The following is a 25,427-nucleotide window of genomic DNA, read 5'->3' as shown; positions in this document are numbered from 1 at the left end:
CCATCCGGCGAGGCACGGCGAGGTGAACGGTGATCGAGATTTCCCGGCTCAGTAAGCGTTACGGAGGCAGGACGGCCGTCGACGACGTCAGCTTCACCGCGCGTCCCGGCCGGGTCACCGGCTTCCTCGGGCCGAACGGGGCCGGGAAGTCCAGCACACTCCGCGTTCTGCTGGGCCTGGACGCGGCGACCGGCGGTACCGCGCTGATCGGCGGGAAACGGTACCGCGACCTGAGGTGTCCGTTGCGCACGGTCGGGGCGCTGCTCGACGGGGCGGGCCCGGTGCCCGAGCGCCGGGCCGTCGACCATCTCACCTGGGTCGCCCGGTCCAACGGCATCGGCCGGAGCAGGGTCCGGGAGGTGCTCGACGTCGTGGGCCTGGGCGACGTCGCGAGACAGCGGGTGAAGAAGTACTCGCTGGGGATGGGGCAACGGCTCGGCATCGCCGCGGCGCTGCTCGGTGACCCGGAGGTCCTCGTCCTCGACGAACCCGTGAACGGGCTGGACCCGGACGGGATCCGCTGGATCCGGCGCCTCCTTCGCGACCACGCCGCGTCCGGCCGTACCGTGCTGCTCTCCAGCCACCTGATGACGGAGACGGCCGGCACCGCCGACGACGTGGTGATCATCGATCGCGGTCGTGTCGTCACCCAGGGCTCCCTCGCCGAGATCACCGCGGGGCACCCGTCGCTGGAGGAGGCGTTCTTCGCGCTCACCGGCGACCGGAACGCGCCGGGGCGGTGAGCGCCGTGCTGTACGCGACCCGCGCGGAACTGACCAAGATCCTTACCCTGCCCAGCGTGTGGATCTTCATGGGCGTCATGCTCGCCCTCGACGTGCTCGTCCTGGCCCAGCCGGCGAGGCTCTTCGCCGAGGCGGTGGCCGCCATCACGCCCGACGGCGTCATCGAGATCTTCGCCGGCGAGCCCGAACCGGCGAACGAGGCGATCCTCGGTCTCCTCGTCTCGTCCTCGCTGCAGATCAGCATGCTCCTGCCGGTCCTCGCCGCGATGATCGCCGGGCAGGAGTTCCGCTCGGGCCAGCTCGGGCTGACCGTGCTGGCGATGCCGCGGAGAGGCAGGCTGCTCGTCGCGAAGATCCTCGCCCTCACCGCGTTCCTGCTCTGCGCGGCGATCCTGATCGCGGGGATCAGCACCGCGTTCATGTACGCCGCCGTCAAGGACTGGAACCCGGGCCTGCTCCTGAGCGGCGACGCGTTCCTCGGTCACGGGAAGTTCGTCGTCTTCGCGGTGCTGTTCTCGCTGACCGGTTTCGCGATCACCGTCATCGCCCGCGGCACCCTCGCCGGCGTCACCGTCGTCGTCGCCCTGATCGCCCTCACCATGACGCAGGTGCCGTCCGGAGCCGCCCCGGCCCTGGACGCGCTGTTCCCGGCCAGCGCCGGCCGGAACCTGCTGCTGGACGCCGGGGTGAACCGGCTCAGCGCGGGCCCGGTACACGGCCTGCTGGTGCTCGTGGGCTGGGCGCTGGTCACCACGGTCGTCGCCGGGATCACGCTCGGCGGGAGGGACGCGCGGTGAGCGCCGACAGGACAGGCAGGACCGGCGCCACCGAGGATGCCGCCGGCGCCGTCGGGTTCGGTGACGTCTTCGCCGCGGAGCTCGCCAAGATCCGCACCCTGCCGGTCACCTGGGTCGCCCTGGCCGTCGCGTCCGCCGCGAACGCCCTGCTCGGCGTCCTCGCCGCGACGGACGCCGTGCGGATCGCCGGCCAGGACGGGCAGATCGCGGTCGGGCGGCTCGGCACGCTCGTGGTGTCGCCGGTCTACGTCTTCGTCGCGATCGCGGTCCACGCCGCGGGTGGCGAGTACCGCGCAGGGCAGCTCCGCGTCACCCTCGCCGCCGTCCCCGACCGGAACCGGCTCTTCACCGCCAAACTCGCCGCGACCGCGGCGACCGGCCTCCTCGCGGCGATCCCCGCGGTCCTGCCCGGCCACCTCGTCGGGCACGCTCCCGCGATCACCGGCGGGCACCTCGGGATCGGTGCCGCGGCCGTCGGCCTCGCGGCGGTCCTGGGGGCCTATCTCCTGCTCAGCCTGATCGGTCATGGTTTCGCCGTCATCGCGAGGGGTGTCGTCACCCCGCTCGCCGTGCTCCTCGTCACGCCGGTCCTCATCTCGCCGGCACTGCGGGGCGCCCTGCCGGACCTGGTGAGGTTCCTCCCCCACGAGGCGACCCTCAGCCTCCTCGACACGGCGGGCGACCCGGGCGCCGCCCTCGGCCGGGCCGGCGGACTGCTCGTGCTCACCGCCTGGGCGGGACTGTCCGTCGGCGGCGCCTGGCTGGTCTTCGCCAGGCGGGACGTATAGGGGGGCGCTCTCCCCCGGGGGACGGCGCTCTCCGCAGGGGGCGCTCTCCGTGGGAGCGCGGGTGACGTCAGAAGAAGGACGGAGCGTCCGGCTCGACGCGCCTGTCGAACAGCCGCCACGCCCATACCTGCACGACGACGACGAGGACGAGCGCGCCGAGCCCGTAGGCGGTCAGCACCGCGAGGGCCTGCCCGCTCGCCGGGTGGGCCAGCAGGCCGGGTGCGGCGACCAGCCCGGCCGCGGCGGCCGGGGCGCCCACCGCGACGGCGCTGAGCGCGAGGATCCGGCCGCCCCCGCCGAACGGGCGGGACCGGATCCACCACAGCGCCGCCACGGCGGTGAGGAGGGGGAGCATCGCCGGGACGTCGCCGAGCCCCCGGGTGACGACGGTCACCGCCAGGCCGCCGCCCGTCGCCACGGCGGTGAGCACGAGGGCGAGCCCCGTGACCCTGGCCCCGAGCCGCCGGACGTCGGGACGGAGACGGCCGGGCAGGCGGCGGGCCAGGAAGGCCGTGCCGTGCGCCGCGAGCAGCGCGGGCAGGGTCACCGCCCACAGCACCGCGTAGGGGGCGAACAACCTTCCGGGTGACAGCGGCGTCCCGGGCAGGCCGAGGAGCAGGTTGCCGATGACGAACCCCCACGCGACGGCCAGCAACCCGCTGCCGACGACGATCGCCCTCGCCCACAGGCGCCGCCAGGCACCCCCCGTGCGGCGGAGCCTGAACCACAGCCCCGCGTCACGGACGACCCATCCGACGAGGCCGGTGACGACGAACGGGTAGAGCCCTGAGATGATCTCTCCTTCCACGAGCGGGAACGCGCCCATCAGCACGCCCGCCACGGCGACCAGCCACACCTCGTTGGCCAGCACGAACGGTGCGAAGGCGGCCACGGAGACGTCCGTGTCGTCGCGCGTGCCGTACCTGCCCAGCAGCAGCCCCGCGCCGAGGACGAACCCCTCCAGGACGAAGTAGCCGACCAGGACCAGCCCCAGGATCAGTAGCCAGACGACGTCCATGGCGTTTCCTCCCTTTCCGGCGACAGGCGAGCGGTGGCGGTGACGGCGCCGGCCTCCGGCGCCGGCAGGGTACTGGCGCCGAGCCTGAGCACGTCCTCGTCGGGGCCGCGCCGGACGAGGTGGGCGATGAGCGAGTAGTCGACGGCGGCCAGCAGGAGCAGGACCGCGGTGAACGCGACCAGCGATCCGGTGATGGCCACCGTGCCGATGTCGCCGAGCGCCTCCTCGGTTCTCAGCAGGCCGTAGACGGCCCACGGCTGGCGGCCCACCTCCCGGACCACCCATCCGCAGATGACGGCGACGAACGGGAGCGGGATCAGGAACACCATCACGTGCAGCAGCGGCCGCAGGCGGACGCTCCAGCGCCAGACCATCAGCGGGAGGAGGATCAGGGAGAACAGCGCCAGTATCTGGCCGATGTAGATCATGACCTGGCTGACCTCGTAGATCCACGTGGGCGGGGTGAGGTCGCCCGGCCCGAACCGGGCGGCGAGCAGGCTCCGGGCCTTCGCGAGCTCCTCGGCGCTGCCGGCGGTCAGCGCCGTCTTGGCGGGCTGGAAGCCGCCGATCACCGGGAACTGCGCGATGCCGGTGACCATGACCGACGGCGCGGTCACGGCCGCCACCACCAGGCCCACGCGCATCGAGCGGCGGAAGAACTCGACGTCCCGCGTGCGCCGGACGAAGTGGTGGGCACTGACACCGGCCACGAAGAACGCCCCGACGCTGAGCGCGGCCGGCAGCAGATGGGCCAGGGCCACCGTCAGGGCGGGGTTGCTCACCAGCGCGCCGAAGTCGGTCAGGCGGATGCCCGCCCCGTGCCTCTCGTACCCGACCGGGTGCTGCATGAAGGAGTTCGACACCATGATGAAGAACGCCGAGGCGTAGGCCGTCAGCGTGACGACGGCGAACGCGCCGAGGTGCGCGATCCGGGGGAGCCGGTGCCATCCGAAGATCCACAACCCGAGGAAGGTGGACTCCAGGAAGAACGCCACCAGGGTCTCCAGCGCGATGGACGCGCCGAAGACGTCCCCCGTCAGCTTCGCCAGGCCGCTCCAGTTGAGCCCGAACTGGAACTCCATCACGATGCCCGTGACGATGCCGAGCGCGTAGTTGACGAGATAGATCTGCCCCCAGAACCGGGTCATCCGCTCGTACACCGGCCTGCCGCCGAACACCCATCTGGCCTGCATGTACAGGATCAGGGGCGCGAGACCGAGGGTCAGCGCGACGAAGAGGAAGTGCAGGCTCGTCGTCAGCGCGAACTCAAGCCTGGCGAGGTCGAGTGGCTCCATGGTCTCGCACGCTAGAGGCGCGTGCAGGGGCCGGTCGTCATCCCGTGGGGGCGCAGGGAAGCGCCGCTGGACGTATGCGGCCCGCTCACCGTACGCAGGGAGGCGTCGCCGGACGTGTGCGGCCGCTCACCGCAGGCCGGGAGGCGCCGCCGGACGTGTGCGGCTCGCTCACCGTACGCCGGGAACGACCAGTCCCGTCTCGTAGGCGATCACCACGAGCTGCGCGCGGTCCCGCGCCCCCAGCTTGAACAGGGCACGGCCCACGTGGGTCTTCACGGTCGCCGGGCTGATGAAGACGCGCCGGGAGATCTCCTCGTTGGACAGCCCGCCGCCGACGAGTCCCACGATCTCCTTCTCGCGTTCTGTCAATACGCCCAGAGGCGTGTCGTCGAGCCGGTGGGGGCGCTCTCCGGTGACGAAGCCCTCGATGAGGCGGCGCGTGACGCCGGGGGAGAGCAGCGCCTCCCCCCCGGCCACCACGTGGACGGCCCTGCGCAGCTCGTCGGGGTCGGTGTCCTTGAGGAGGAAACCGCTGGCCCCGGCCCGCAACGCGTCGAAGACGTACTCGTCGACCTCGAAGGTGGTGAGCATGACGATCCGCACGTCCCGCAGCGAGGCGTCGCCCACGATGGCCCGGGTCGCCTCGATGCCGTCCAGGACCGGCATGCGGATGTCCATCAGCACGACGTCGGGCCGCTCCCCGCGTGCCAGCTCGACGGCCTCGGCCCCGTCGGACGCCTCCCCGACGACGACGATGCCGGGGTCGCGTTCGAGCAGCGCGCGGAAACCGGCGCGTACCAGCGTCTGGTCGTCCACCAGGGCGACGCGCGTGCTCACCGGTGCCCCTCCTTCGTGGGCAGCCAGGCGTGGACGCGGAATCCCCCGCCGGGGGCGGGGCCCGCGGCGAGGTGGCCGCCGAGCGCGGCGACGCGCTCCCGCATCCCGGTCAGGCCGTGGCCGGGCGGCCGCTCCTCGGGCCCTCCCGGTCCTCCGCCGTCGTCGACGACCTCGATGGAGACACCCGACGGCTCGTAGGAGACGGTCATCTCGACCACGCTCGCCCCCGAGTGCCGAATCACGTTCGTCACCGACTCCTGGATGATGCGGTACGCACTCGCGTCGACCGCCGCCGGAAGGTCGTACGGTTCCCCGCGAGTGTTCCAGCCTACGTGGAGTCCCGCCCGTTCCGCCATCGTGGTGAGGTCCCGCACGCTCGACAGGCGGGGTACGGGAGCGCGGGGCTCCCCGCCCGGATCGAGGTGGCGCAGCAGGCCGATCGTCGACCGCAGCTCCCTCATGGCCTCGACACTCGCTTCGCGGATCACCGCCACCGCCTGCCGGCTCCGCTCGGGTCTCTCCTCGAACAGCTCGTGGGCCACCTGGGCCTGCACCTGGATCACCGTGACGGTGTGGGCGATCACGTCGTGGAGCTCCCGGGCGATCCGCAGCCGCTCTGCCTCGATACGGCGCTCGGCCTCGGCCTCCCTGGCCTCCTGGGCGATCCGCAGCCGCTCGCGCACCTCCTCCGCGAGCGCCTGCCTGCTCCGCGCCGCCTCGCCGAGGAAGAGCACGGCCGCCAGCAGCGCCGCCTGGAGCGCCGCCTTCTCGACGAGGAGGCTGAGCACCGGGTCCCGGACGACGATCGCGCGGTAGCCGACGCTGTAGACGCTGAGCGCGCCCACGACCGCCGCGGCCCAGCCGAAGTGCCCGCGCTCCGCGGCCGTGTACGTGGCCACGCCCAGGACGATCGCGACGGACAGGCTCGGATAGGCGAGGGAGTGGTAGACCAGCACCAGCGCGCAACTGGCCACCAGGACCGGCAGCGGCCAGGTGCGGCGGGCGAGCAGGACCAGGCCCATCCCCGCGCCGATGGCGTAGGCCGCTGCGTCCGGGGGCCTGGCGCCCGGCTCGGCGGACACGCCGATCATCGTTGTCGCGGCGACGGCGACGAGGACGGCGAGCGTCCCGTCGAGCAGGCTGGGCGGGACACCTCGCAGCAGCGCCCGGAGGGCTCGTACCGGCATAGCGTGACCATAGGACGGCGGAGCCTTTCCCGCGTCATCCTCAAAGACGCTTTCGTCATCTTCAACGACGCTTTCGACATCTCAAGGACGCTTTCGACGCCGACCGGCCCGGGCCGGGGCCCCGGTGGCGAGACCTGAGAACGGCGGGATCCCGCCCGATCATGTAGATCGGACGGGATCCCGCCGTTCTCGCGCCCGCGCCCTCAGCCGGCGAGCAGTGCCGCGACCGTACCGGCGTCCGCGCCTTCAGCCGGCGAGCAGTGCCGCGACCGCGCCGGTCGTCGCCGGGTGCCGGGCGAGCAGCTCGCCCGCCGCCGCGCCGCCGGCGCCCGTCGCCGTGCCGTCGCCGGATGACGGCCACTCCGCCGGGTGGCCGAGCAGCGCGGCCACGGCGTCGCACGCCTGCGGATGTCCGGCCAGCAGGGCGGCCACCGGCCCGCCCGGTGCGCGCCGGACCGCCTTCGCGGGCGCGGGCGCCGATCTCTCCCACGGCGGGACCCACGCGTCGAGCTCTGCCAGCCCTCCGGGGAACGTCCGGCCCGCCTCGCGGACGAGGACGGGCACCAGCTCCAGCGCGTGCCGCCGCAGCGTCGTGATCAGCGTCGGCAGCCACGGCAGCAGGACCGGGTCGGGCAGCCGGGCGAACGCCTTGGACAGTACCTCGACCACGAACGGCGCGAGGGCGGGAACCGGCTCCAGAGCCTGGACGAACCCGCTCAGGTAGAGCGGGAAGGAGGGGATGACGAGCGGGTTGGCCAGCAGCTCGTCACAGCGGGCGCGCAGCTCGGCCTGCGAGAGCAGGCCCAGCTGGGTTCTGGCCGCCCACAGCAGCGCCACCTTGGCGGGGGCCTCCGGGTGCGACTGCCGCACCGCCAGCTCCAGCTGGGTCCGGTCACAGCCCAGCGACAGCGCGAGGCTCTCCATGCTGAACAGGAAGCCGAGCGTGGCGCCGACCTGGCGGACACCGGTGTCCTCGTCCACGAAGGCGGTCGGCAGCAGCGTGCAGTAGTGCGCGTAGCCGGCCGTGACGAACGCCTCGCACCAGGCCGGCAGGTCCGGCTGGGTGGCCCGGTAGTGGGCCAGCAACCTGCGGATCCGGTGCAGCACCTCGGGGGCGTCGTCCACGGTGCGTTCGGCGGCGAGCAGTTCCACCGCGCGGTCGCCGAGCTCGTCGGTGAGGCGGCGGCTGCCCAGGTAGAGGATGGCGTCCTCCACGGCGGCCAGGGCGGTTCCCGCGGTGGCCCGCGGCTCCCACACCTTGCGGCGCAGCCGCTGTTCCAGCACCTGCTCGACGGTGACGCCCTCGTAGCCCAGCTCGATGATCGCCCGCTGGTGGCGGCCGATCGCGATGTCCCAGCTCTCCTGGATCGGCCGCTCACCCAGGCGGCGCGTCCCCATGATGGGCCGGACCGCGTCCTCGGGCAGCAGGTAGCGCAGCTTCCACAGCAGATCCGAGCACGGCACCAGCTCGGGATCGACGGTGAGGTCGAGCAGCGCCCGCTGCAGGGTGCGCCTGCTCAGGTCCAGCCCGAGCGGTTCCAGCCGGTCGTACACGTCGCGGGCCAGCGGCGGGAGCGCGTGGTAGCCGACCTGGCCGATCCGGTCGCCGCCCAGCAGGATCTCGCACAGCCGGCGGATGTCGCGTCGGCCCGGCACCGCGTCCTTCTCGATGCACGTGACGGCGGCGTCCTGGAAGTCGTACGGCGTCGGCCTGGCCCGGTTGCGCAACCCCGCGAGCAGGATCGAGGTCTCGAACACGGCGATGGCGTCGGCCGTGCTGGCCAGGTAGCCGTTGCGGCGGGCCAGCCGCACGATGTCGACGCACCATCCGCGCAGCTCGGCCTCGTCCAGGCCGTCCAGCGCGGGCGGGGTGGCGAGGAATCCCGACAGCCGGTCGGTCACCGGCTCCGGCAGGACCGGTTCCACGGCCCGCGCGGCCCGCGCGGTCTTCGCGCGCGAGCGCGTGCCCTGCTGCCCTCCCAGCCGGTACGGGGTGACGCCGCCGCGCGTCGCGGCCTTGGCCCAGGTCGCCGCGGCGATCGACACCGACCCCTGGGCCAGGCCGAACTGGGCCTCGATGGCCGAATGGCTGGAGGGGATGAGCCCGTACAGCCAGCGGGTGGCCGTGCGGGGGGTGACGACGTAGTCCCGCACGGTGGACGCCAGCCCGAACTCGGGCACCGTGCTGACCGCGTGGAAGGCGCCGCACACGTACAGGCAGTGTGCGGGGTCGGCGCCGGAGGAGGCGAGGTGCTCGTGGATCCGGGTCCACATGTAGCGCTCGCGTTCCTCGTCGTCGGCCAGCCGGTCGCCCCCGGGGCCCAGCCGCCGGAACAGGCTGCCGACCAGTGCCATGGCCTGCCGGTAGGTGTCGTGGTCCGCGCCGGTCAGCGGCTGCTCGACGTACTGGTCCCACCACTCCGACCAGTGCCGGACCTTGCCGTGGCGCAGCAGGTGCTCCTCCAGCTCGGCGAAGCGCGGGCGCAGGTCGCCCACCTCCACGCCCACGGCGTCGCCGTGCAGGTCACCGGCACCCTCGCCGGTACGGCCGGGGGCGGCCGGTTCTGCCGGTTCCCGGGGGAGCCACTGGAAGACGTGGTCCGACGAGCGGTCGACCAGCACCAGCTCGACGTCCGGCGTCTCCAGCGCGTAGGCGATGGCCTGGTACTCCGCAGACGCCTCGGTGACCGGCGCCACCACGCTGAGCGGGCCGGAGCCGGGCGGGAAACCCTCGAGCTCGGTGGCGAACGCCTGCAGTGCCACCGGCAACCGGCAGTTGCGCAGCTCCTCCAGCAGCGGCCGCAGGTCCTCGCACAGCTCCAGGTAGATCACCTTGGGCCGCTTCTCGCGCAGCCGCCGCGTCATGGCCAGCGCGGAGGCCGGCGAGTGGTGGCACACCGGGAAGATCTCGAGCTCCTCGCCCAGCGCCCGGTCGACGTCGTCGACCAGGCCCGTCAGGATCTCCGGCAGCGCGTCCGGGCCACCGGCGAACGCGGCGGCGGCGCCGAGGAGCTGCTCGCGCAGAGCGGTGAAGGTGCTCATGCCAGTGCTCATGTCAGTGCTCACAGCAGTGCTCACAGCAGTGCTCGTGCCAGCGCTCATGTCAGCGTTCACGACAGCGTGGAGATGGCCTGGCGGCCGCCTTCGAGGAAGGCCGTCCACTCCCCGCCCTCCCGCTGGCTGCGCGGCTCGACGACCCCGTGCCAGTACTTGTTCAGGATGGCCAGGTCCTCGGGGGCGCGCCTGGCCAGCGAGCCCACCAGGGCGCCGGCCAGCGTCTGGGCGCGCAGGGTGCGGTCGCCGAAGAAGTTGCTGTGCAGGATGGCGTCCTCCAGCACGCCGATCTGCTCGGCGGTGGAAAGCGCCGACTCCAGCTTCTCGTCCTCGCTGCCGGCCGAGGCCGCCGCGGCGCGCAGGTCGGCGAAGCTCTGCAGCAGGATGTCCAGCAGCGTGGGCGGCAGGTCCAGCTCGATCCGGTGGCGGCGCAGCAGCTCCTCGGTGCGGAACCGGACGATCTCCGCCTCGCTGGCCTTGCTCGTCACGACCGGGATCCTGACGAAGTTGAACCGGCGCTTCAGCGCCGAGGACAGGTCGTTCACCCCCCGGTCGCGGCTGTTGGCCGTGGCGATGATGGAGAACCCGGGCCGGGCGAACACGATGTTGTCGGTGTCGAGCTCGGGGATGGACATGTACTTCTCGGACAGGATCGAGATCAGGGCGTCCTGCACGTCGCTGGTCGAGCGGGTCAGCTCCTCGAAGCGCCCGATCACGCCCTGCTCCATCGCCGTCATGATCGGTGAGGGGATCATCGACTCGCGGGACTGGCCCTTGGCGATCACCATGGAGACGTTCCACGAGTACTTGATGTGGTCCTCGGTCGTCCCGGCCGTGCCCTGGACGCCCAGGGTGGAGTTGCGGCAGATCGCCGCGGAGAGCAGTTCGGCCAGCCAGCTCTTGCCGGTCCCGGGGTCGCCGATCAGGAGCAGGCCCCGGTCGGAGGCGAGCGTCACGATGCTGCGCTCGACGAAGCTGCGGTCACCGAACCACTTCTGCGGGATCTCCCGCTCCAGCCCGTCGGAGCGCTCGGATCCGAGCACGAACAGCCGTACCATCCGGGGGCTGAGCCGCCAGGAGAACGGCTTGGGGCCGTCGTCGACCGACTCCAGCCAGTCGAGTTCCTCGGCGTACTTCACCTCGGCGGGGGCGCGCAACATCTCGTTGGTCATCGGGGGTCTCCTAAGCGAGGAAGTTCTTCAGTTCGAGGACGAGCTTGCGGATGTGACCGGAGATCACCGGGGTGCCCAGGTCCTTGAATTTCTGCCGGAACCACGGGTCGACGCTCTGCTGGCCGCCGCTGTTCACCGAGCCCACCGGGATGAACCGCACGCCGGAGCGGTGCACCGCCTGGATGCCGTCGAACAGCGGCTGGGACCGGTCGAACTCGTAGAAGTCGGAGATCCACACCATCACGGTGTTGCGCGGGTCGGCGATCTTCGGCATGGCCATGGCCATGGCGACGGGACCGTCGTTACCGCCCCCGAGCTTCGTCCGCAGCAGCACCTCGAACGGGTCGTGCACCCACGGGGTGAGGTCGAGCGCGCGGGTGTCGTACGCGATCAGGTGCACGTCCACCTTGGGCAGCCCGGCGAAGATCGACGCCAGGATGGTGCAGTTGACCATCGAGTCGACCATCGAGCCCGACTGGTCGACGACCACGATCAACCGGGCGGGGGTGGTGCGCCTGGCGGTGCGCCGGTAGTACAGCCGGTCGACGTAGAGCCGCTGGTCCTCGGGGTTCCAGTTGACGAGGTTCTTCCAGATCGTGCGCTCGACGTCGAGGTTGCGGAAGACCCGCTTGGGCGGCACCGACCGGTCGATGACGCCCGCGCCGGCATTCTCGACCTGCGTGCGGAGCACCTCGGCGACCTCGTCGACGAACCTGCGGATCAGCGCCTTGGCGTTGGCCAGCGCCACCCCGGAGAGGTTGGACTTGTCGCGCAGCAGCTGCTCGACGAGCGACATGCTCGGCGTGAGCTGCCTGGCCAGCGCCGGGTCGGCCAGCACCTCACGCAGCCGCATGCGGCTGACCAGGTCGGCCTCCAGACCGGCCAGCACCCCGGCCAGCTCGCGGTCACTCTCGGTGCCGCCGCCGACGCCGCTCTCCCTGCCCCCCGAGCGCCCGTTCCCGTCCTCGCGCCTGAGGCCGTTCCCGTCGCCGTTCCCGTGAGCGGGGCCGCCTTCGGGGCCGCGCGTACCGCCCAGGGCCTGCCTGAACCAGCCCGCGTCCTTCTGCCAGGCCGCGAGCCGGGTGGCGGTGACCTCTCCCGTCCCGGTGGCGAAGACGTTGAGCAGCAGTTTCGACACCAGGGCCGCCCTGCGCACCTCCGCACCGGACGTGTCGGATTCACCGGTCGCGTGCTCCGGCGGTGTCATCAGGGCCTGGAAGTCGGCGGCCAGCTCGGGGAAGCGCTGCACCAGGGTGTCGACCGACACCGAGGGGTCGAGCAACGCCGCGGGCAGGCCGAGGTCGTCGAGGACGGCCGCGCTCGCGGTCTCCAGCGCGGGCTGCTCGTCGCTGTCGAAGAGGCGGGCGAGCAGCCGCCAGTAGAGCACCTGGCGGCGGTTCCGCTCGGCACTCGTCACGGTGTCGTGGCTGTTCTCGCTCATCGTCGCAGCAACCGTCCGGCCCGCTCGCGCAGGATGGTGACCGCGTCCCCGGTCCTGGCCTCGGCCTTCACCACCTTGGGGTCGGTGGGCCCCAGCGCCCAGTCGCCGGTGTGCACGTCGAGCGTCTCGCGCTTGACCTTGGTCTGGACGGCCAGCGGCTGCAGCAGCCAGTGGCCGTCGTCCCAGCGGACCAACCCGATGCACGCCGAGGAGCCCGCCACCAGCTTCGGGGTGAGCGGCCCGCAGGCGGGCAGCAGGCCGGTGTCGACGGTGAGCACGGCGCCGCCCAGGTCGAACGAGCCGTCCGCGGTGACCTTGTAGCCCTCCACCAGCACGGGCTCGGCGATGCGCACCGGATGGCGGTCGAGGGGCGGTACAGCGGGCGCGAGCACGCCGCCGAGCCGGAGCCTGGCCACGGCGAAGGGGTCGGCCGGTTCTCCGGCTCTCGCCCGGCCGTCGTCCCACAGCAGGTCGCCGCCCGCCAGCACCGGCATGTCGGTGATCTCCAGGCCGCGCCGTCCGGCCAGCGCGCCCAGCAGCAGGGGGTGGCGGTGCAGCAGCTTCCACACGGCGGGACCGGTGATGGTGTCCACCTTGGCGGCGGCGACGGTGGCGCGTACCAGCCGGGCCTGGCCGCCGCCGGCCGGTTCCAGCACCCCGTGCACCTGCGCCTGGACGGCGGTGGAGTGCTCGTGCACGTCGACGCCGAGGATCAGCAGCCGTCCGGACAGTTCAGAAGGACGGCCGGCCGGGGCGGGCTCGCCGGTCCGGCCGCCCGTACCGGTCAGGAGGAGGGCCCGGGTCCACAGATCGGCCCAGCGCCGTACCGGCAGCCGCTCCATCGTGCCGACCGGGCAGGAGGCGCGCAGCTCGGCCGCGAGGCCGTCGAGCAGCACCGCCGGCCTGCGGTGTCCCGGCACGGCCAGCAGCGCCTCGATGACCTGGTCGGCGGCGGAGACGAGCCCGTGGTCGACCCCGCGCCAGCCGGTGATGGCCAGCTCGCACAGCCAGGACCGGGCGGCGCCGAGCAGGTTGCCGGAGTCCGTCCCGGGGGCGGGCGCGGCCTGCCACGTGTCGCGTTCGCGCCCGAGCGCCCCGTCCAGGCCGGCCAGCAGGGCGTCGTGCACGGCGCCGAGCAGCGCGGCCCGGCCGCCGGCCAGCGTCGTCAGCGACTCCTCGGTGATGGAGCCTGCGGTGATCTTGGCCGTGGCCTCCGCCAGTCCCTCGCCCAGCGGGGTGAGCGCGAAGGCGTCGGCGAGCGCGGTCAGCGCGGCGGCGCGCTCCTCGGCGAGCCGGGCCAGCCCGTGCACCAGGGCCTCGTCGAGGCCGGTCACCAGGTCCAGCGCCTCCCCGAGGCCCGCCGGGTCGCCGTCGAGCAGCTCGGTCAGCTGCACGGGGAGCATCAGCGCACCGTCCCCGTGGACGGGGACGTGGCAGGGAACCAGTGGAGCTCGGGGATCGGCTCGGTGCTGTCGGGCAGCTCCAGATAGGCCAGATGGCGCAGGAAGCGGCTGAACACCATGGCCGCGGGGGCGGGCTCGTGGCCGCCCCGCAGGCAGTCGATCAGCTCGGCTCCCTCGGAGACCTCCGCCCGCAGGTAACGGGCCACCCGGTCGGTGCCGTACTGCAGGACGGCCTCGGCGGCGAGGGCCCGCAGGTGCTTGCACGGCGAGCCGTACAGGCCGCCGCACGGACGGTTGTTGTTGGTGCTGCAGTTGTAGGCGTGGGTGCCTGCGGCGATGGAGGAGACGTAGACGCGGCTGATGTCCGAGCCGCTCGACACGACACCCTGCAGCCGCCCGTCCGCCAGCTCGGCGAAGGGCACCTTCGCGAGCTTGCGGGGCTGGACGGGTGGCACCACCCGCACCCTGCTGCACTGCTCCCATGCGGCCCTGCCGGCCGCTGAACGGTCGATCATGATCGGGAACCTAGCGTCATACACCGACAGAAAAACGGCGAAGGCGGGAATCGACCCGCGCGGGCGACGAACCGGTCGCCGGGTGCGCCGGCTATGAGGGTTCGCGTTCACCGGGCGCCCTCGTTTCCGTCGGGAGACGGGAGACGGGAGGCCCAGCGGGGTCATCGAGAGCCGGTGTCGCGGGCACGGGGGATCGCGAGATCGCCGAGAGCCGGTGTCCGGACGAGGAGGGCCCATGGGATCACCAAGCGCCGGAGTCCCGGACGAGGAGGGCGATCTGGACGCGGTTGGCCAGCCGGAGCTTGGCGAGCGAGCGGCTGACGTGGGCCTTGACCGTGGTCTCGCTCATGTCGAGTTCACGGGCGATCTCGTTGTTGGCCAGCCCCCGGGCGACGGCACCGGCGACCTGCCTCTCCTTGCCGGTCAGCACGGCCAGCCGCTCCCGGGCGGCGTGGGCGTCCGGTGACCGCCGGTCGGCGAACGCGTCGATCAGCCGTCTGGTGACCGTCGGGGCGAGCATGGCGTTGCCCTCGGCGACCGTGCGGACGGCCGTGATCAGGTCGCGGGGCGCGGTGTCCTTCAGCAGGAAGCCGGCCGCTCCCAGCCGCAGGGCGGCGTGGACGTAGTCGTCGAGGTCGAAGGTGGTCAGCATCACCACCTTCGGCGCGCCCGGCGACCGGTTGATCTCCTTGAGCGCGGCCAGGCCGTCCACGCCGGGCATCCGGACGTCCATGAGCACGACCTGGGGCCGGCACCCGAGGACGGCGGTCACCGCCTGGCCGCCGCCCTCCGCCTCGGCGACGACGTCGATGTCGTCGGCCGCCTCCAGGATCAGGCGGAGCCCGGCCCGTACGAGGGCCTCGTCGTCGACGACGAGAACCCGGATCACGCCGGAAACCATGCCCGCACCAGGAAGTCCCCGTCCGCCCCCCGCCGGGCCGTGAACTCCCCGCCCAGCAATTCGACACGCTCCCTCAGGCCGACGAGACCGAACCCGCCGCCGGGCAGGACGCGGCCGTCGTCTCCCGGGGCGTTGCCGACCGTCACCTCCAGCGCGGAGGGGAGGAACCGTACCGTCACCCGGGTCGCGACCGCGCCCGCGTGCTTGTGGACGTTGGTGAGCGCCTCCTGCACGACACGGTAGGCGGCGTGTTCGACCATCGCGGGAAGCGTGCGAGCCGTGCCCTCGTCCCGCCGTTCGACGGGGACGCCCGCCGACCTCGACCGGTCGAGCAGCCGGTCGAGCTCCGCCAGCGAGGGCCGCTCGACGAGGGGGTCTCCGGCGGGGCGGGGGTGTTCGGCAGAGGATCCGTTCAGCACCCCGAGGACCGCTCTGAGCTGCGTGAGCGCCTCCACTCCCGTGGTGCGGATGAGCTCCGCCCGCGTCGCGGTGTCATGCTCCACCGCGTTGATCTCCAATGCTCCCGCGTGCAGCACCATCAGCGAGACGCGGTGTGCCACCACGTCGTGCATGTCCCTCGCTATCCGGGCCCGTTCCTGCGCGCGTGCCCGCTCGGTACGGGCGAACTGCTCGCCCTCCAGCCGGTCGGCCCGCTCGCGCAGCCCTTCCAGCACCTGCGCGCGGGCGGTGGCCCACAGCCCGAGCGCCATCGGGAGCCAGACGAACAGGGCCACGCCGCCGCCCGCGGAGGCCAGGGCCGCCCCGGGCGGCGGCACCAGGAAGAGGAGGCTCGCGGACATCGCGTAGATCGCCAGATGGGACCGGCGCCGGCAGGTCGTCGCCACGACGTAGGAGGTCACCGCCACCAGGAGGCCCGGCGACCGCAACGCCGCGTCCACGGCCGTGACCGCCAGCAGCGGCCACATCCGCCTCGGCGCCACCGCGACCCCGAACGCGGCCAGCAGCCCGACCGCCGTGGCCTGCGCGTAGTCATGGACCAGGGACAGTTGCAGCAGGTTCTGGACGTACGACCGCGACCCGCTGACAACCGGGAAGAACGCGGCGCAGAAGGCGAGAACGGGCAGCGATCGAGGGGCCAGGCGATCGCGTGGCGACCACACCCATGACGTATCCACCACGGAGTCCAGGGTAGGGCGGTCCGTCACCAGATCAGCGGTCGCGACGGCACGCGGTCGGCCCGCTCCGTCCACGTCCGGACGTCAGGCAGGCGGCCGCGCAGCACCTGGACGCCGAGAGGGACGAACGCGAGACAGGCGAGGCCGGCCACGACGACGTCGGAGAGAAGGCTCTCCTTGAGCACCCCTCCCCACAGCGTCCCCCACCCGAGCACCAGAAGGCACCGGGCCGGCCCGAACGTCCCCGACCGGTAGGCGCCCACGGCCAGGAGCAGCGTCCCCGGATACGCCCCGGCGGAGCAGAGGACGGGAACCAGCCACGGCCCGTAGGAGATGTCCACATAGGCATCCATCGCCAGCCCGGTCGTCCGGTCGAGGCCCAGCCGCTCCGTCAGCTGGAACAGGGTCTGCTCGACTCCGGTGAAGTACAGCCGCGCGCACAGGCCGAGGACGAAGAGCCCGGCACCCCAGAACGCGAGCCCGGGACACCGGGTGGCGACGACGCGCGCGAACATGATGATCGCGAAAAGCAGCAGCACGGCCCCCGCGCAGAAAACGGCGTAACCGGCCGTGACCAGCGACGGGTCGCGGGCGTACGCGGCCAGCTGCGCGGGGGCGGCGAACGGCTGCTCGCCGAACCGGGCGAGCTGCTCGGAGGTGAAGGCCCCCGAACGAAGGATCAGATGGCGCAGCAGCAGACCCGCGAACCACACGATCGGCCCGATGACGAGCGCCACCCCTCCGATCAGGCGGCCGGGAAACCACGCGTTACGGTGCACGGTGCCAGGGGTGGCTCGTCTTTCCCTCGTCATGCGGAGCATCCTCGCCGCGCGCACGGCGGGGTCACATCGTCCGATCGATACGGCCGGATGTCTCTTTGGAGAGGCGTTCCCCTCAGGTGTCCCGCGAGGAAAGGCGGGCCCGGGCGGTGACGGCGCCGTCGCCGTCGCGGTAGGCGCTCGGGCTCACGCCCAGGACGCGTTTGAACGCCGAGCTGAAGCCGAACGCGTCGGAGTAGCCCACCCTGCGCGCCACCGTGGCGACCGTCGCGGCGGGCTCGGCCAGCATGTCGGCGGCGAGCGCCATCCGCCACTCCGTCAGGTACGTCATCGGCGGCTCGCCCACGAGTTCGGTGAACCGCCTGGCCAGGGTGGTGCGCGAGACGCCCGCGGCGGTCGCGAGGGAGGCGAGCGTCCACGGCCTGGCCGGGTCGTCGTGGACGGCGCGCAGGGCCGGTCCGGCCACGTCGTCGCCCAGGGCGGCGTACCAGCCGGGACTGACCGTCTCCGGCCGGTCGAACCAGTCGCGCAGCGTGCACACCAGCAGCCAGTCGAGCAGCCGGTCCAGCACGATCTGGTGACCCGGGCGGCCGGAGAGGAGCTGCGCCTCGAGGTAGGCGCCCATGGTGGCGCAGTCATGGTCGTCCGGCACGACGAGCACGGGGGGCAGCACCCGGACCAGGCGGCGGGCGACCTCGCCGTTGACCCGGTACGACCCGGCCAGCAGGACGGTGTGGCCGGTCAGGTCGCCGGCGACGGCGTCGTCGCGGCGGACGTCCCGCGCCGGACGCGGCGTGTCGGTGTCCGCGAACACGAAGGGCTCCGGCCCGCGCACGATCGCCGCCTCGCCCGTCCGCACCCGCCGGGCGTCGTCTCCCTGGACGATCCACCCCTCGCCGCGCAGGGGGACGCAGAGCGTCAGGGAGGGACCGTCGGTGAACCTGAGCGCCCACGGCGGCGACAGCACCGACGCGCCGAAGACGGAGCCCTCACCGCGCACCCCCCGCAACAGGTCGTCGTACGGGTCCATGCCGCTCACGATAACCGGACGATCGGGCGGGCGCGGCGTACGTCCGGGGTACCGCGACGACGGGACGATCGGACAGGTGCGGCGTACGCCCGGCCATGGGCGGCCGGCTCCCCGCGCGGTTGGCTCTGTGACATGAGAGAGATCCTGATTCTGGGCGCGACGGGCAAGACCGGCCGCCGGGTGGTGCGGCTGCTGCGCGCGGAGGGAGAGCGGGTACGGCCCGCGTCCCGTTCCGGCGAGGTGCGGTTCGACTGGTCGGAGCCCGCCACCTGGGAGAACGCGCTGCGAGGCGCCGAGGCGGTGTACCTGGTGGCGCCCGACGACCCCGCCCCGGTCCACGACTTCGTCAAGCGGGCCACGGCCGTCAGGCGGTTCGTGGTGCTGTCCGGCCGGGGCCTGGACCTGGTCGGCGAGGACTTCGGGCAGGGCATGGCCGCCGCGGAGCGGGCCGTACGCGACTCGGGGGCGGAGTGGACGATCCTGCGGGCGAACAACTTCGACCAGAACTTCGACGAGGACCTGTGGCACGCGCCGCTGCGGGCGGGGCGGCTGGCGCTGCCGATCGGCGACGTGCCCGAGCCGTTCGTCGACGTCGAGGACGTCGCAGCGGTCGCCGCGGCCGTGCTGACGGGGGACGGGCACGCGGGACGGACGTACGACCTGTCGGGGCCGCGCGGTCTGACCTTCGGCGCGGCCGTCGAGATCATCGCGCGGGCCGCGGGCCGGTCCATCGAGTACGCCGAGCTGACCCCGGAGGCCTACCGGGCCGAGCTGCTCGCCCAGGGGTACCCGGAGGCCGCGGTCGCCGCGCTGGACGCCCTGTTCGCCCTGCACCGCGCCGGTCACACCGCCGAACCCGCCGACGGGGTCCAGCGGGTGCTCGGCCGCCCCCCGGTCGCGTTCGAGGACTACGCGACCCGGATCGCCGCCACCGGCGCCTGGTCGTGACACCCGGCCGGACCCGGTCGTGAACTCCGGCCGGGTCCGGCCACGGCCCCCGGCGGTCCGGGGTATCAGGGGGCGCTGTGGTGCGGGGAGGATCGCAGGGCGTTCAGCAGGGCGTCCGGGGTGTCGGTGAAGAAGCGGATCGTGGTGGCCTCGGCGCGGCGGCCGAGGGGGCGGACCACGGTGACCGGCTCGGTCAGCTCGACGACCACGTTGGTCTGGGAGGACACCACCACGCTGAGCCGCGAGCCCGTCACGGTGATCATGCCGCTCTCGTTGTAGGCGCGCGACAGCCGCACCGAGGAGATCAGCTCGCGGGGGACGCGCAGGTCGAAGTACACCCCGGAGCGGATGCGCAGTTCCCCGGGAGTCACGACGTGGGGCCGGGTGACGCCGGCCGCGCCGAGCATGAACACGTACAGGATCCCGTAGAGGTCGGCCACCAGCACGGCGAGGCGCACCCCGTGCGGCACGTCGAGCGCCTTCAGCAGCAGATCGAGCCCCACCGTCTCCACGACCATCACGAACAGGAACACCAGCAGGATCGACGACTGCTCCCGCGAGTACGGCGCGGCGGTGGCGCCGGGCGGCACGCCGTCGCGGCGGCGCGCGATCCACAGGGCGATGCTCACCAGGCCCTTCAGCTCGAACCCCACGAGCCTGCGCACCTGCACGGGCACCAGGAGGTGGAAGGTCGCCACGAGTGCCGCCCGCCGGTCGGCGCCGCCCCGGCGCTCGGCCCTGAACAGCCGGTACGCGGTCACCGCCTCCAGGACGAGCATCGACGCGACGGCCAGCTCCGCCGCCACGATCACCGGGCCGGGCAGCGGCACCCCCGACACCAGCAGGATCACGAGCAGCATCTCCGTGGGGATGACGGCGAACAGCGCGGCGCGGGCGGCCCGAAGCATCAGGCTCTCTCCTTCAGTGTCGTCATGACCAGCTGGAACACCTCGGCCTGGGCGGGGGACACCTCGGCGTACATCGTCTCCAGCCACCGCCCGCCGTCCGGCCGCTCCGCCGGGCCGGGGCCGGGCGGGCGCGAGGGGTCGGGAGGCGGATCCAGGTTCGCGACCATCACCGCGGCCATCTCGCCGGGGATGTGGGCGACGAGGTCGGCGGCGAGCGCGGCGACGCGGGGATCGCCGGGATCCGCGTCCGCGAGCTCGTCCAGCCGCCGGTAGAGGTCGTGTCCCCGCGCGAGCGCCTCGGGTTCGGTGAGCGGGCGCATCAGGTCGAGCAGCTGCGCCCGGCTCGACGGGCCGGCCACGGTGTCCAGCAGGGCCAGCAGCTCGCGGTCGATCTCGGCGAACCTCGAACCCGTGGCGGGAAGGTCGCGCAGCACCGCCGCCATGGCGGGGGAGACCATCGAGTCGGGATGCGGGTCCGCCTCCGCCAGCAGGGCGGCCAGCCGGTCCCGCCTGGCGCCGATCGCCTCCTGCTGCCTGGCCAGGTCCGCGTCCAGCTCCAGGAGCACCTCGCGCAGCTCCTTGCCCCGGTCGTCGGCGAGCACGTCGCGGATCTCGTCCAGCGACAGGCCGAGTTCGGCCAGCCGCCGCACCCGGGCCAGGACGACCGCGTCGCGCAGCCCGTACTCCCGGTAGCCGTTGGCCAGGCGCACGGGCTCGGGGAGAAGGTCAAGGTGGTGGTAGTGGCGCACGGTCCGGGCGGACACCCCGACCAGCGCGGCGAGCTCGCCGATCCGCATGCCCTCATTAGAAACGTTGACGCTACGGCAAGGTCAAACCCGGTGGTTGATGCCCGAGTGGGTGCCCGGCCGTTCGCATCACCCCCTGAGGTCCCGGGGGAAAGGGACGGGAGCCGGCCGGGGCGCGCAGGGAGGGCGGGCCCCGGCCGGGGGTGGGTCAGATGTCGCCGTTCTCGATGGCCTGCTTCAGGCCCGCCTGCGTCGCCTGGTGGGAGGAGACGCCGCCCGCGACGACGAAGTCGATCAGCGCGGTGTCCGCGTCGAAGGTGAGGTACTCGGTGACCTCGGTCTTCCCGGAGGACAGCTTCTTGAAGACGATCTTCTGGTGCGTGACGACGCCGGGCAGGGACCAGGTGTCGGTCTCGTAGGAGAGGGTCGCGTAGTCGATGCGCTGCTGCGCGTGCGTGTTGCTGACGACGATCGAGCCCTCGTAGGGGATCTCCTCGACCGCGGTGAAGTTGACGTGGCGCTCACCGTCCTGGAAGCAGTCCTTGTGGGTGACGACCCGCTTCAGGAACGAGTGCATGCCGAGGTGGTTGTTGATGTTCGAGTACGCCGGGAACACGCGGCTGACGGGAGCGTCGATCGTGATCGAGATGCTCTCCTGCGCCCGGCTCCGCCCCGACCCCGGGAGGGGCGGGGTGTTCTCGTAGAACTTGTGGGTGTCCCAGGCGACCTGCCACTCGGCGGCGAGCTGGGGGTCGGTGTCGGAGGTGGCCGCGCCGGCCGGGCCGGAGAAGGCGGTAAGGACGAGGACCGCAGCGAGCAGCTGGGCCGCGAGGAGTCGGAGGTGCTTCTTCACGTGTACCCCAAAGGGAGGCATTAAGTACAAGTGATCTTTTACCGCATGTTGTCGCGATCTCTGTACTTTTGAGGCGAAGAGGCGAAAAAATCTTTTTGTGTCGTTATGTACGTATGGGTGTGCCGAGAAACCCGGCTCCTGTCCCGTGCCGGTCAGGCACGTTCCTGCCGGGGCAGGACCACCTCCCGCAGGATGAGCAGGACGGCCGCGGCCATCGGGATGCCCAGCAGCGCGCCCACCACGCCGAGCAGCGCGCCGCCCAGCAGGGCGCCGACGATCGTGGCGAGCGGCGGCACGTCGACCGAGCTCTTCATCACGGCCGGGGCGATCCAGTAGTTCTCGATCTGCTGGTAGATCGTGAAGAAGACGAGGCAGACGATGCCGACGGTCGGGGAGACGAAGAACCCCACCAGGGAGGCGACCCCCGCGCCGATGAAGGCGCCGACCAGGGGGATGAGGTCGGTGAGCGCCACGATCAGGGCGAGCGCCAGGGCGTACGGGACCTGCATGATGCTCAGGAAGATGAAGGTCGTCACACCGGCGATGAGCGAGATGATCAGGTTTCCGGCGACGTAGCCGCCGATGCTGTCGATGATCTGGTCGCCGAGCAGGGTCGCGCGGGTGCGGCGGGTCCGGGGGACGAGGCGGTAGGCCATCCGCTTCAGGGACTTCAGCGAGCCCAGGAAGTAGAGCGTCAGCACCAGCACCGTCAGCGAGTTGAAGACCGCCCCGATGAGGACCGTCCCGATGCCGAGCACGCCGCCGAACATCTGGGTGCCGAAGTCGCCGCTCGTCACGTACGTCTGGAGCTTCTCCAGCAGCTGGAAGCGCTGGTCCAGGTCGCGGATCACCGGGTTGTTCTGCAGCTCCTGGACGTACTGCGGGAGCTGGTCGACGAACTGGGCGGACTGCGTGGTCAGCGGGGGGACCACGGCCAGGCCGAAGACGACGAAGACGAGGATGACGCCCAGGAAGACGATGGTGATGGCGATCGCGCGCGGCACGTTGCGCCGCTGGAGGAACTCCACGGCCGGGTTCAGGCCGATGGCCAGGAAGAGCGAGACGACGATGAGGATCAGCACCGAGCTCGCGCTCGCGACGGCCTGAACCAGCCACCAGGCGGTGAGCACGCCCAGGGCGGCGGTGAAGCCGAACACGAAGGGGTTGTTGCTCATCGAGCGCCCTGGACGGCCGAACGGGAGGTTCGGCGCCACAGCCGAGGGCGGGGCCGCACCGGAGGACGCGGTGGCCGTGCTCGCGGGTACGGCCCCGCTCCCGGGGCCGCCGGGGTTCGCGGGCGGGGTGGGCGGCAGGACCAGGGGGCCCGCGGAGGTCAGGATCGGTTCGGGCGCCGTGGGCGTCGCGGGGTCCGCGGACTCGGCGGCCGGTCCGGCCGGGGTGGCGGGCTCTGCGGTTCCGGCCGACGAAACCGGTCCGGCCGACGAAACCGGTCCGGCCGACGAAACCGGTCCGGCCGGTGAGGTCGGTCCGGCCGGTGTGGACGCCTCCGCGGACGGAACGCCGGGGGCGGGCGGGGACGCTGCCGCCGCTGTGGCGCGGTCAGCGGAGATGGGCTCGGGCACCAGCGGCCACTGCCCTTTCCGGAGAGGGATAGTCGGCTTCCGCCACCTTACTTTCCCTGGTCACCGCACGGTTCGGAGCACCGGGGGACGGGAGGGGCGAAAGGAGTGACGGATGGTGCCGTCAGGGCATGTTGACGTACTGGCGGGGCCGCAGGGCGTGGCTGCGCAGGGCGGCCAGGGCGGCGGAGCGGCCCGCGGGGGTGAGGCGGCCGTCGACGCGGAGGCCGAAGGCGTCCAGGCGCCTGCCCAGCTCGGTGAGCGAGGCGTCGACCTCCACGGTCTGCCACTCCGCGCAGTCGATCACGGCGGTGACGTGGTCGCGGTCGGCGGGGGCGCCGTCGGCGAGCAGCATCAGCGCCACCTCCCTGGCCGAGGCGCGGAAGCCGTTCTCCCCCGACGCGGGGGCGAGCAGGGCGGCGGCCGCGGTCTCCCAGAGCAGATCGGCGTCGCCGAGCAGGCGCTCGCCGGCCGGGGTGGTCACCAGGCGCCTGCCGGCCTGGCGCAGCGCGCCCATCTGGTCCTGGGCCACCTCGCGGACGGCCGCCAGCTCCGCGCCGCTCCAGGTGCTCTCGGCGAGCACGGAACGGGCGAGGTTGTGCCGCTGGGTCAGCGGGATGCCTCCGGGGCGGCGGCCCACGGTCAGCAGCCAGCGCAGCGCACCCAGGTGGTCCTCGTCCGGGGCGGGGATGGGCGCGTGCAGCCGCACCTCGAAGGGCTGGGCGAGCTCGCGCCAGGCGGTGCCCCGGCCGAGGACCCAGCGGTTGAGCCGCTCGCCCTGGACCCGGTGCAGCCAGTTGTCGCCGCCCAGCTCGGGACGGGGCGTGGTGAGCCAGTGGCTGGTGAGCTTCTGCCGCTCCTCGGGGCCGGGGACGAGCTCACCGGAGACGATGGCCAGCTCCAGCGCGGCCGAGCAGGCGCCGTGCGCGCCCAGCTCCTCGGGGCCCATGATCGAGCTCCACCGCAGCTCGGGGACGTCGGGCGGGAGCACGCCCGTCGCGTCCAGGGCGGTCTGGTACGCGGCCATTCCCGCGTCCTCGCCCAGCCGGGCGTAGGTGCGCAGGATCTGGGTCGTCGTGGCCGACGAGCACAGGGCGGCGTAGCGCTCGAGGCCGCCCAGCCGCAGCAACCGGCCCAGCGCGCGGGCGATCGCCGGGCGGTCTCCGGTGACCTTGGAGGGCAGGGTGTACCAGAGGAACTCGCACACGTTGAGCTCGGTGATCGTTTCCAGTGGCTCGCCGCCGGTCAGCCAGTCGATCGCGCTACGGGCGTGCTCGGCGGAGGCGGGCTCGGAACGCTCCAGCTCTGACAAGAGTGCGGCCACGTCCGGTGCAGGCATGCTTCGAAGTCTGCCGTATGCGGGCCTGCTCTGACGATGGACGTGACGTAATGGATCCTGCACGGTGCCTACCCTAGGAAATGTCTTCTAAGTGGCTCATATGCGGGCGCTCAGATCCAGCCCTTCTTGAAAAGCATTCGTGAACTCCACTCGGCGTACGGGACGATCTCGGCGACGAGCACCGGGTAGAGCCACCAGAAGTTGACGAGCGCGAGCAGGGCGAAGGCTCCCACGGCCGCGGCGCCGACGACCCGGCGTCCCTGCGGGGCGCTCGCCGGGCCGATGATCAGCCCGGCCGAGAGCACGATCGCCAGGATCATGAAGGGGACCATGGGGATCGCGTAGAACAGGAACATGGTGCGGTTGTCGGCGATCGCCCAGTAGAACCAGGGGAGCCAGCCGGCGGCGTAGCCCAGGAGCACGGTCCCCGCGCGCCAGTCGCGGGTGGCGGCGTACCAGGCGATCATGGCGATGAGGGCGGCGAGACCCCCGTACCAGATGACCGGGGTGCCGACCCCGAGGACGGCCTGCGAGCAGCTGTCGGCGCCGCAGGCGCCCTGGGGGCTCTCGTAGAAGAACGCGACCGGGCGCAGCAGCAGCGGCCAGGTCCAGGGGTCGGACTCGTAGTTGTGCCCGGTGCTCAGCCCGGTGTGGAAGCCCAGCACCTGGAAGTGGTAGCTCAGCCACGACCGCAGCGAGTCGAAGACGAAGAACCCCGGGCCCTGCGAGGTCGCCTGCGCCCAGTTGCGGCCCCAGCCGCCGGCGGAGGCGAACCAGCCGGCCCAGGAGACGACGTAGGTGACCACGGGCAGCAGGCCCATCGCCGCCAGGGCGCTCGGCAGGTCCTTGCCGAAGACTCCGGCGTACGGCTTGCGCAGGCCGATCGCGCGGCGGGCGCCGGCGTCCCAGACCAGGGACATCACCGCGAAGGCGACCAGGAAGAAGACCCCCGACCAC

At 72.5% G+C, this 25,427-nt stretch carries 22 protein-coding genes and 1 pseudogene; 4 read left to right on the top strand and 19 right to left on the bottom strand.

All coding sequences use genetic code 11. From position 1 onward, the window contains the following. Window positions 1–29 precede the first annotated feature (29 nt). From AB0G15_RS30410 to AB0G15_RS30400, 3 genes are read left to right on the top strand one after another with little or no spacing between them, the layout of a single operon-like run. Window positions 30–743: an ATP-binding cassette domain-containing protein gene (locus AB0G15_RS30410; protein WP_362846340.1), complete on the top strand. Its 714-nt coding sequence runs from the start codon at window positions 30–32 to the stop codon at window positions 741–743. Further along, complete coding sequence (locus AB0G15_RS30405; protein ID WP_362846338.1) at window positions 740–1,540, top strand: ABC transporter permease; 801 nt, start codon at window positions 740–742, stop codon at window positions 1,538–1,540. The genes AB0G15_RS30410 and AB0G15_RS30405 overlap by 4 nt, the downstream gene beginning before the upstream one ends. Continuing rightward, window positions 1,537–2,328 (top strand): ABC transporter, encoded by a 792-nt coding sequence (locus tag AB0G15_RS30400; protein ID WP_362846336.1) that lies wholly within the window; start codon window positions 1,537–1,539, stop codon window positions 2,326–2,328. The genes AB0G15_RS30405 and AB0G15_RS30400 overlap by 4 nt, the downstream gene beginning before the upstream one ends. Window positions 2,329–2,395: 67 nt before the next feature. Here AB0G15_RS30400 and AB0G15_RS30395 read toward each other — a convergent pair whose 3' ends face one another. From AB0G15_RS30395 to AB0G15_RS30335, 13 genes are all read right to left on the bottom strand, one after another. Further along, entirely contained in the window at window positions 2,396–3,346 is a 951-nt protein-coding gene (locus AB0G15_RS30395) for a cytochrome d ubiquinol oxidase subunit II (protein WP_362846334.1), read from the bottom strand. After that, the gene (locus tag AB0G15_RS30390; protein ID WP_362846332.1) at window positions 3,325–4,641 is read right to left on the bottom strand and encodes a cytochrome ubiquinol oxidase subunit I; all 1,317 of its coding nucleotides are present in this window, start codon (window positions 4,639–4,641) and stop codon (window positions 3,325–3,327) included. Before AB0G15_RS30390 ends, AB0G15_RS30395 begins: the two co-directional genes overlap by 22 nt. Window positions 4,642–4,809: 168 nt before the next feature. Then, window positions 4,810–5,478, bottom strand: coding sequence for a response regulator transcription factor (locus AB0G15_RS30385; protein ID WP_362684768.1), 669 nt, complete (start codon window positions 5,476–5,478; stop codon window positions 4,810–4,812). Continuing rightward, window positions 5,475–6,665: a histidine kinase gene (locus tag AB0G15_RS30380; protein ID WP_362846330.1), complete on the bottom strand. Its 1,191-nt coding sequence runs from the start codon at window positions 6,663–6,665 to the stop codon at window positions 5,475–5,477. The genes AB0G15_RS30385 and AB0G15_RS30380 overlap by 4 nt, the downstream gene beginning before the upstream one ends. Before the next feature lie 246 nt (window positions 6,666–6,911). After that, window positions 6,912–9,719, bottom strand: coding sequence for a hypothetical protein (locus tag AB0G15_RS30375; protein ID WP_362846328.1), 2,808 nt, complete (start codon window positions 9,717–9,719; stop codon window positions 6,912–6,914). A 56-nt stretch (window positions 9,720–9,775) separates the two neighbouring features. Continuing rightward, window positions 9,776–10,891 (bottom strand): AAA family ATPase, encoded by a 1,116-nt coding sequence (locus AB0G15_RS30370; RefSeq protein ID WP_362846326.1) that lies wholly within the window; start codon window positions 10,889–10,891, stop codon window positions 9,776–9,778. Between the two features lie 10 nt (window positions 10,892–10,901). Continuing rightward, complete coding sequence (locus AB0G15_RS30365; RefSeq protein WP_362846324.1) at window positions 10,902–12,332, bottom strand: VWA domain-containing protein; 1,431 nt, start codon at window positions 12,330–12,332, stop codon at window positions 10,902–10,904. Further along, the gene (locus AB0G15_RS30360) at window positions 12,329–13,735 is read right to left on the bottom strand and encodes a hypothetical protein (protein WP_362846322.1); all 1,407 of its coding nucleotides are present in this window, start codon (window positions 13,733–13,735) and stop codon (window positions 12,329–12,331) included. Before AB0G15_RS30360 ends, AB0G15_RS30365 begins: the two co-directional genes overlap by 4 nt. Next, window positions 13,735–14,250 carry a hypothetical protein gene (locus AB0G15_RS30355; RefSeq protein WP_362846320.1) on the bottom strand — a complete coding sequence of 172 codons (516 nt, stop codon included), beginning with the start codon at window positions 14,248–14,250 and terminating at the stop codon, window positions 13,735–13,737. Before AB0G15_RS30355 ends, AB0G15_RS30360 begins: the two co-directional genes overlap by 1 nt. A 241-nt stretch (window positions 14,251–14,491) precedes the next feature. Next, window positions 14,492–15,139, bottom strand: a complete 648-nt coding sequence (locus AB0G15_RS30350; protein ID WP_362846318.1) for a response regulator transcription factor — start codon at window positions 15,137–15,139, stop codon at window positions 14,492–14,494. Next, a complete protein-coding gene (locus AB0G15_RS30345) occupies window positions 15,136–16,290 on the bottom strand; it encodes a histidine kinase (RefSeq protein WP_362846316.1) in 1,155 nt (384 codons plus the stop codon). The genes AB0G15_RS30350 and AB0G15_RS30345 overlap by 4 nt, the downstream gene beginning before the upstream one ends. A gap of 23 nt (window positions 16,291–16,313) precedes the next feature. Continuing rightward, entirely contained in the window at window positions 16,314–17,099 is a 786-nt protein-coding gene (locus AB0G15_RS30340; protein WP_362846314.1) for a hypothetical protein, read from the bottom strand. 82 nt (window positions 17,100–17,181) lie between these two features. Continuing rightward, complete coding sequence (locus AB0G15_RS30335) at window positions 17,182–18,096, bottom strand: AraC family transcriptional regulator (RefSeq protein WP_362846312.1); 915 nt, start codon at window positions 18,094–18,096, stop codon at window positions 17,182–17,184. 132 nt (window positions 18,097–18,228) lie between these two features. On the opposite strand from AB0G15_RS30335, the gene AB0G15_RS30330 reads away from it, so the two are divergent. Then, window positions 18,229–19,044, top strand: coding sequence for an NAD(P)H-binding protein (locus tag AB0G15_RS30330; RefSeq protein ID WP_362846310.1), 816 nt, complete (start codon window positions 18,229–18,231; stop codon window positions 19,042–19,044). Window positions 19,045–19,109: 65 nt separating this feature from the next. Here AB0G15_RS30330 and AB0G15_RS30325 read toward each other — a convergent pair whose 3' ends face one another. The 6 genes and pseudogenes from AB0G15_RS30325 to AB0G15_RS30300 form a co-directional block, all read right to left on the bottom strand. Next, window positions 19,110–19,952: a hypothetical protein gene (locus tag AB0G15_RS30325; RefSeq protein WP_362846308.1), complete on the bottom strand. Its 843-nt coding sequence runs from the start codon at window positions 19,950–19,952 to the stop codon at window positions 19,110–19,112. Then, window positions 19,952–20,749 carry a MerR family transcriptional regulator gene (locus tag AB0G15_RS30320; protein WP_362846306.1) on the bottom strand — a complete coding sequence of 266 codons (798 nt, stop codon included), beginning with the start codon at window positions 20,747–20,749 and terminating at the stop codon, window positions 19,952–19,954. Before AB0G15_RS30320 ends, AB0G15_RS30325 begins: the two co-directional genes overlap by 1 nt. Before the next feature lie 157 nt (window positions 20,750–20,906). Further along, window positions 20,907–21,551 (bottom strand): SRPBCC family protein, encoded by a 645-nt coding sequence (locus AB0G15_RS30315; RefSeq protein WP_362846304.1) that lies wholly within the window; start codon window positions 21,549–21,551, stop codon window positions 20,907–20,909. A 152-nt stretch (window positions 21,552–21,703) separates the two neighbouring features. Next, complete coding sequence (locus AB0G15_RS30310; RefSeq protein ID WP_362846302.1) at window positions 21,704–22,726, bottom strand: AI-2E family transporter; 1,023 nt, start codon at window positions 22,724–22,726, stop codon at window positions 21,704–21,706. A 529-nt stretch (window positions 22,727–23,255) separates the two neighbouring features. After that, window positions 23,256–24,470, bottom strand: coding sequence for a hypothetical protein (locus tag AB0G15_RS30305; protein WP_362846300.1), 1,215 nt, complete (start codon window positions 24,468–24,470; stop codon window positions 23,256–23,258). A 110-nt stretch (window positions 24,471–24,580) separates the two neighbouring features. Continuing rightward, window positions 24,581–25,427: pseudogene (locus tag AB0G15_RS30300) on the bottom strand (phospholipid carrier-dependent glycosyltransferase); the annotation flags it as partial.

The sequence above is a fragment of the Streptosporangium sp. NPDC023825 genome (assembly GCF_040639575.1).
In the GTDB taxonomy this organism is placed as follows: Bacteria; Actinomycetota; Actinomycetes; order Streptosporangiales; family Streptosporangiaceae; genus Streptosporangium.
The sequence above is the reverse complement of the archived record's forward strand: the minus strand, read 5'-3'. Positions and strand labels throughout refer to the sequence as shown.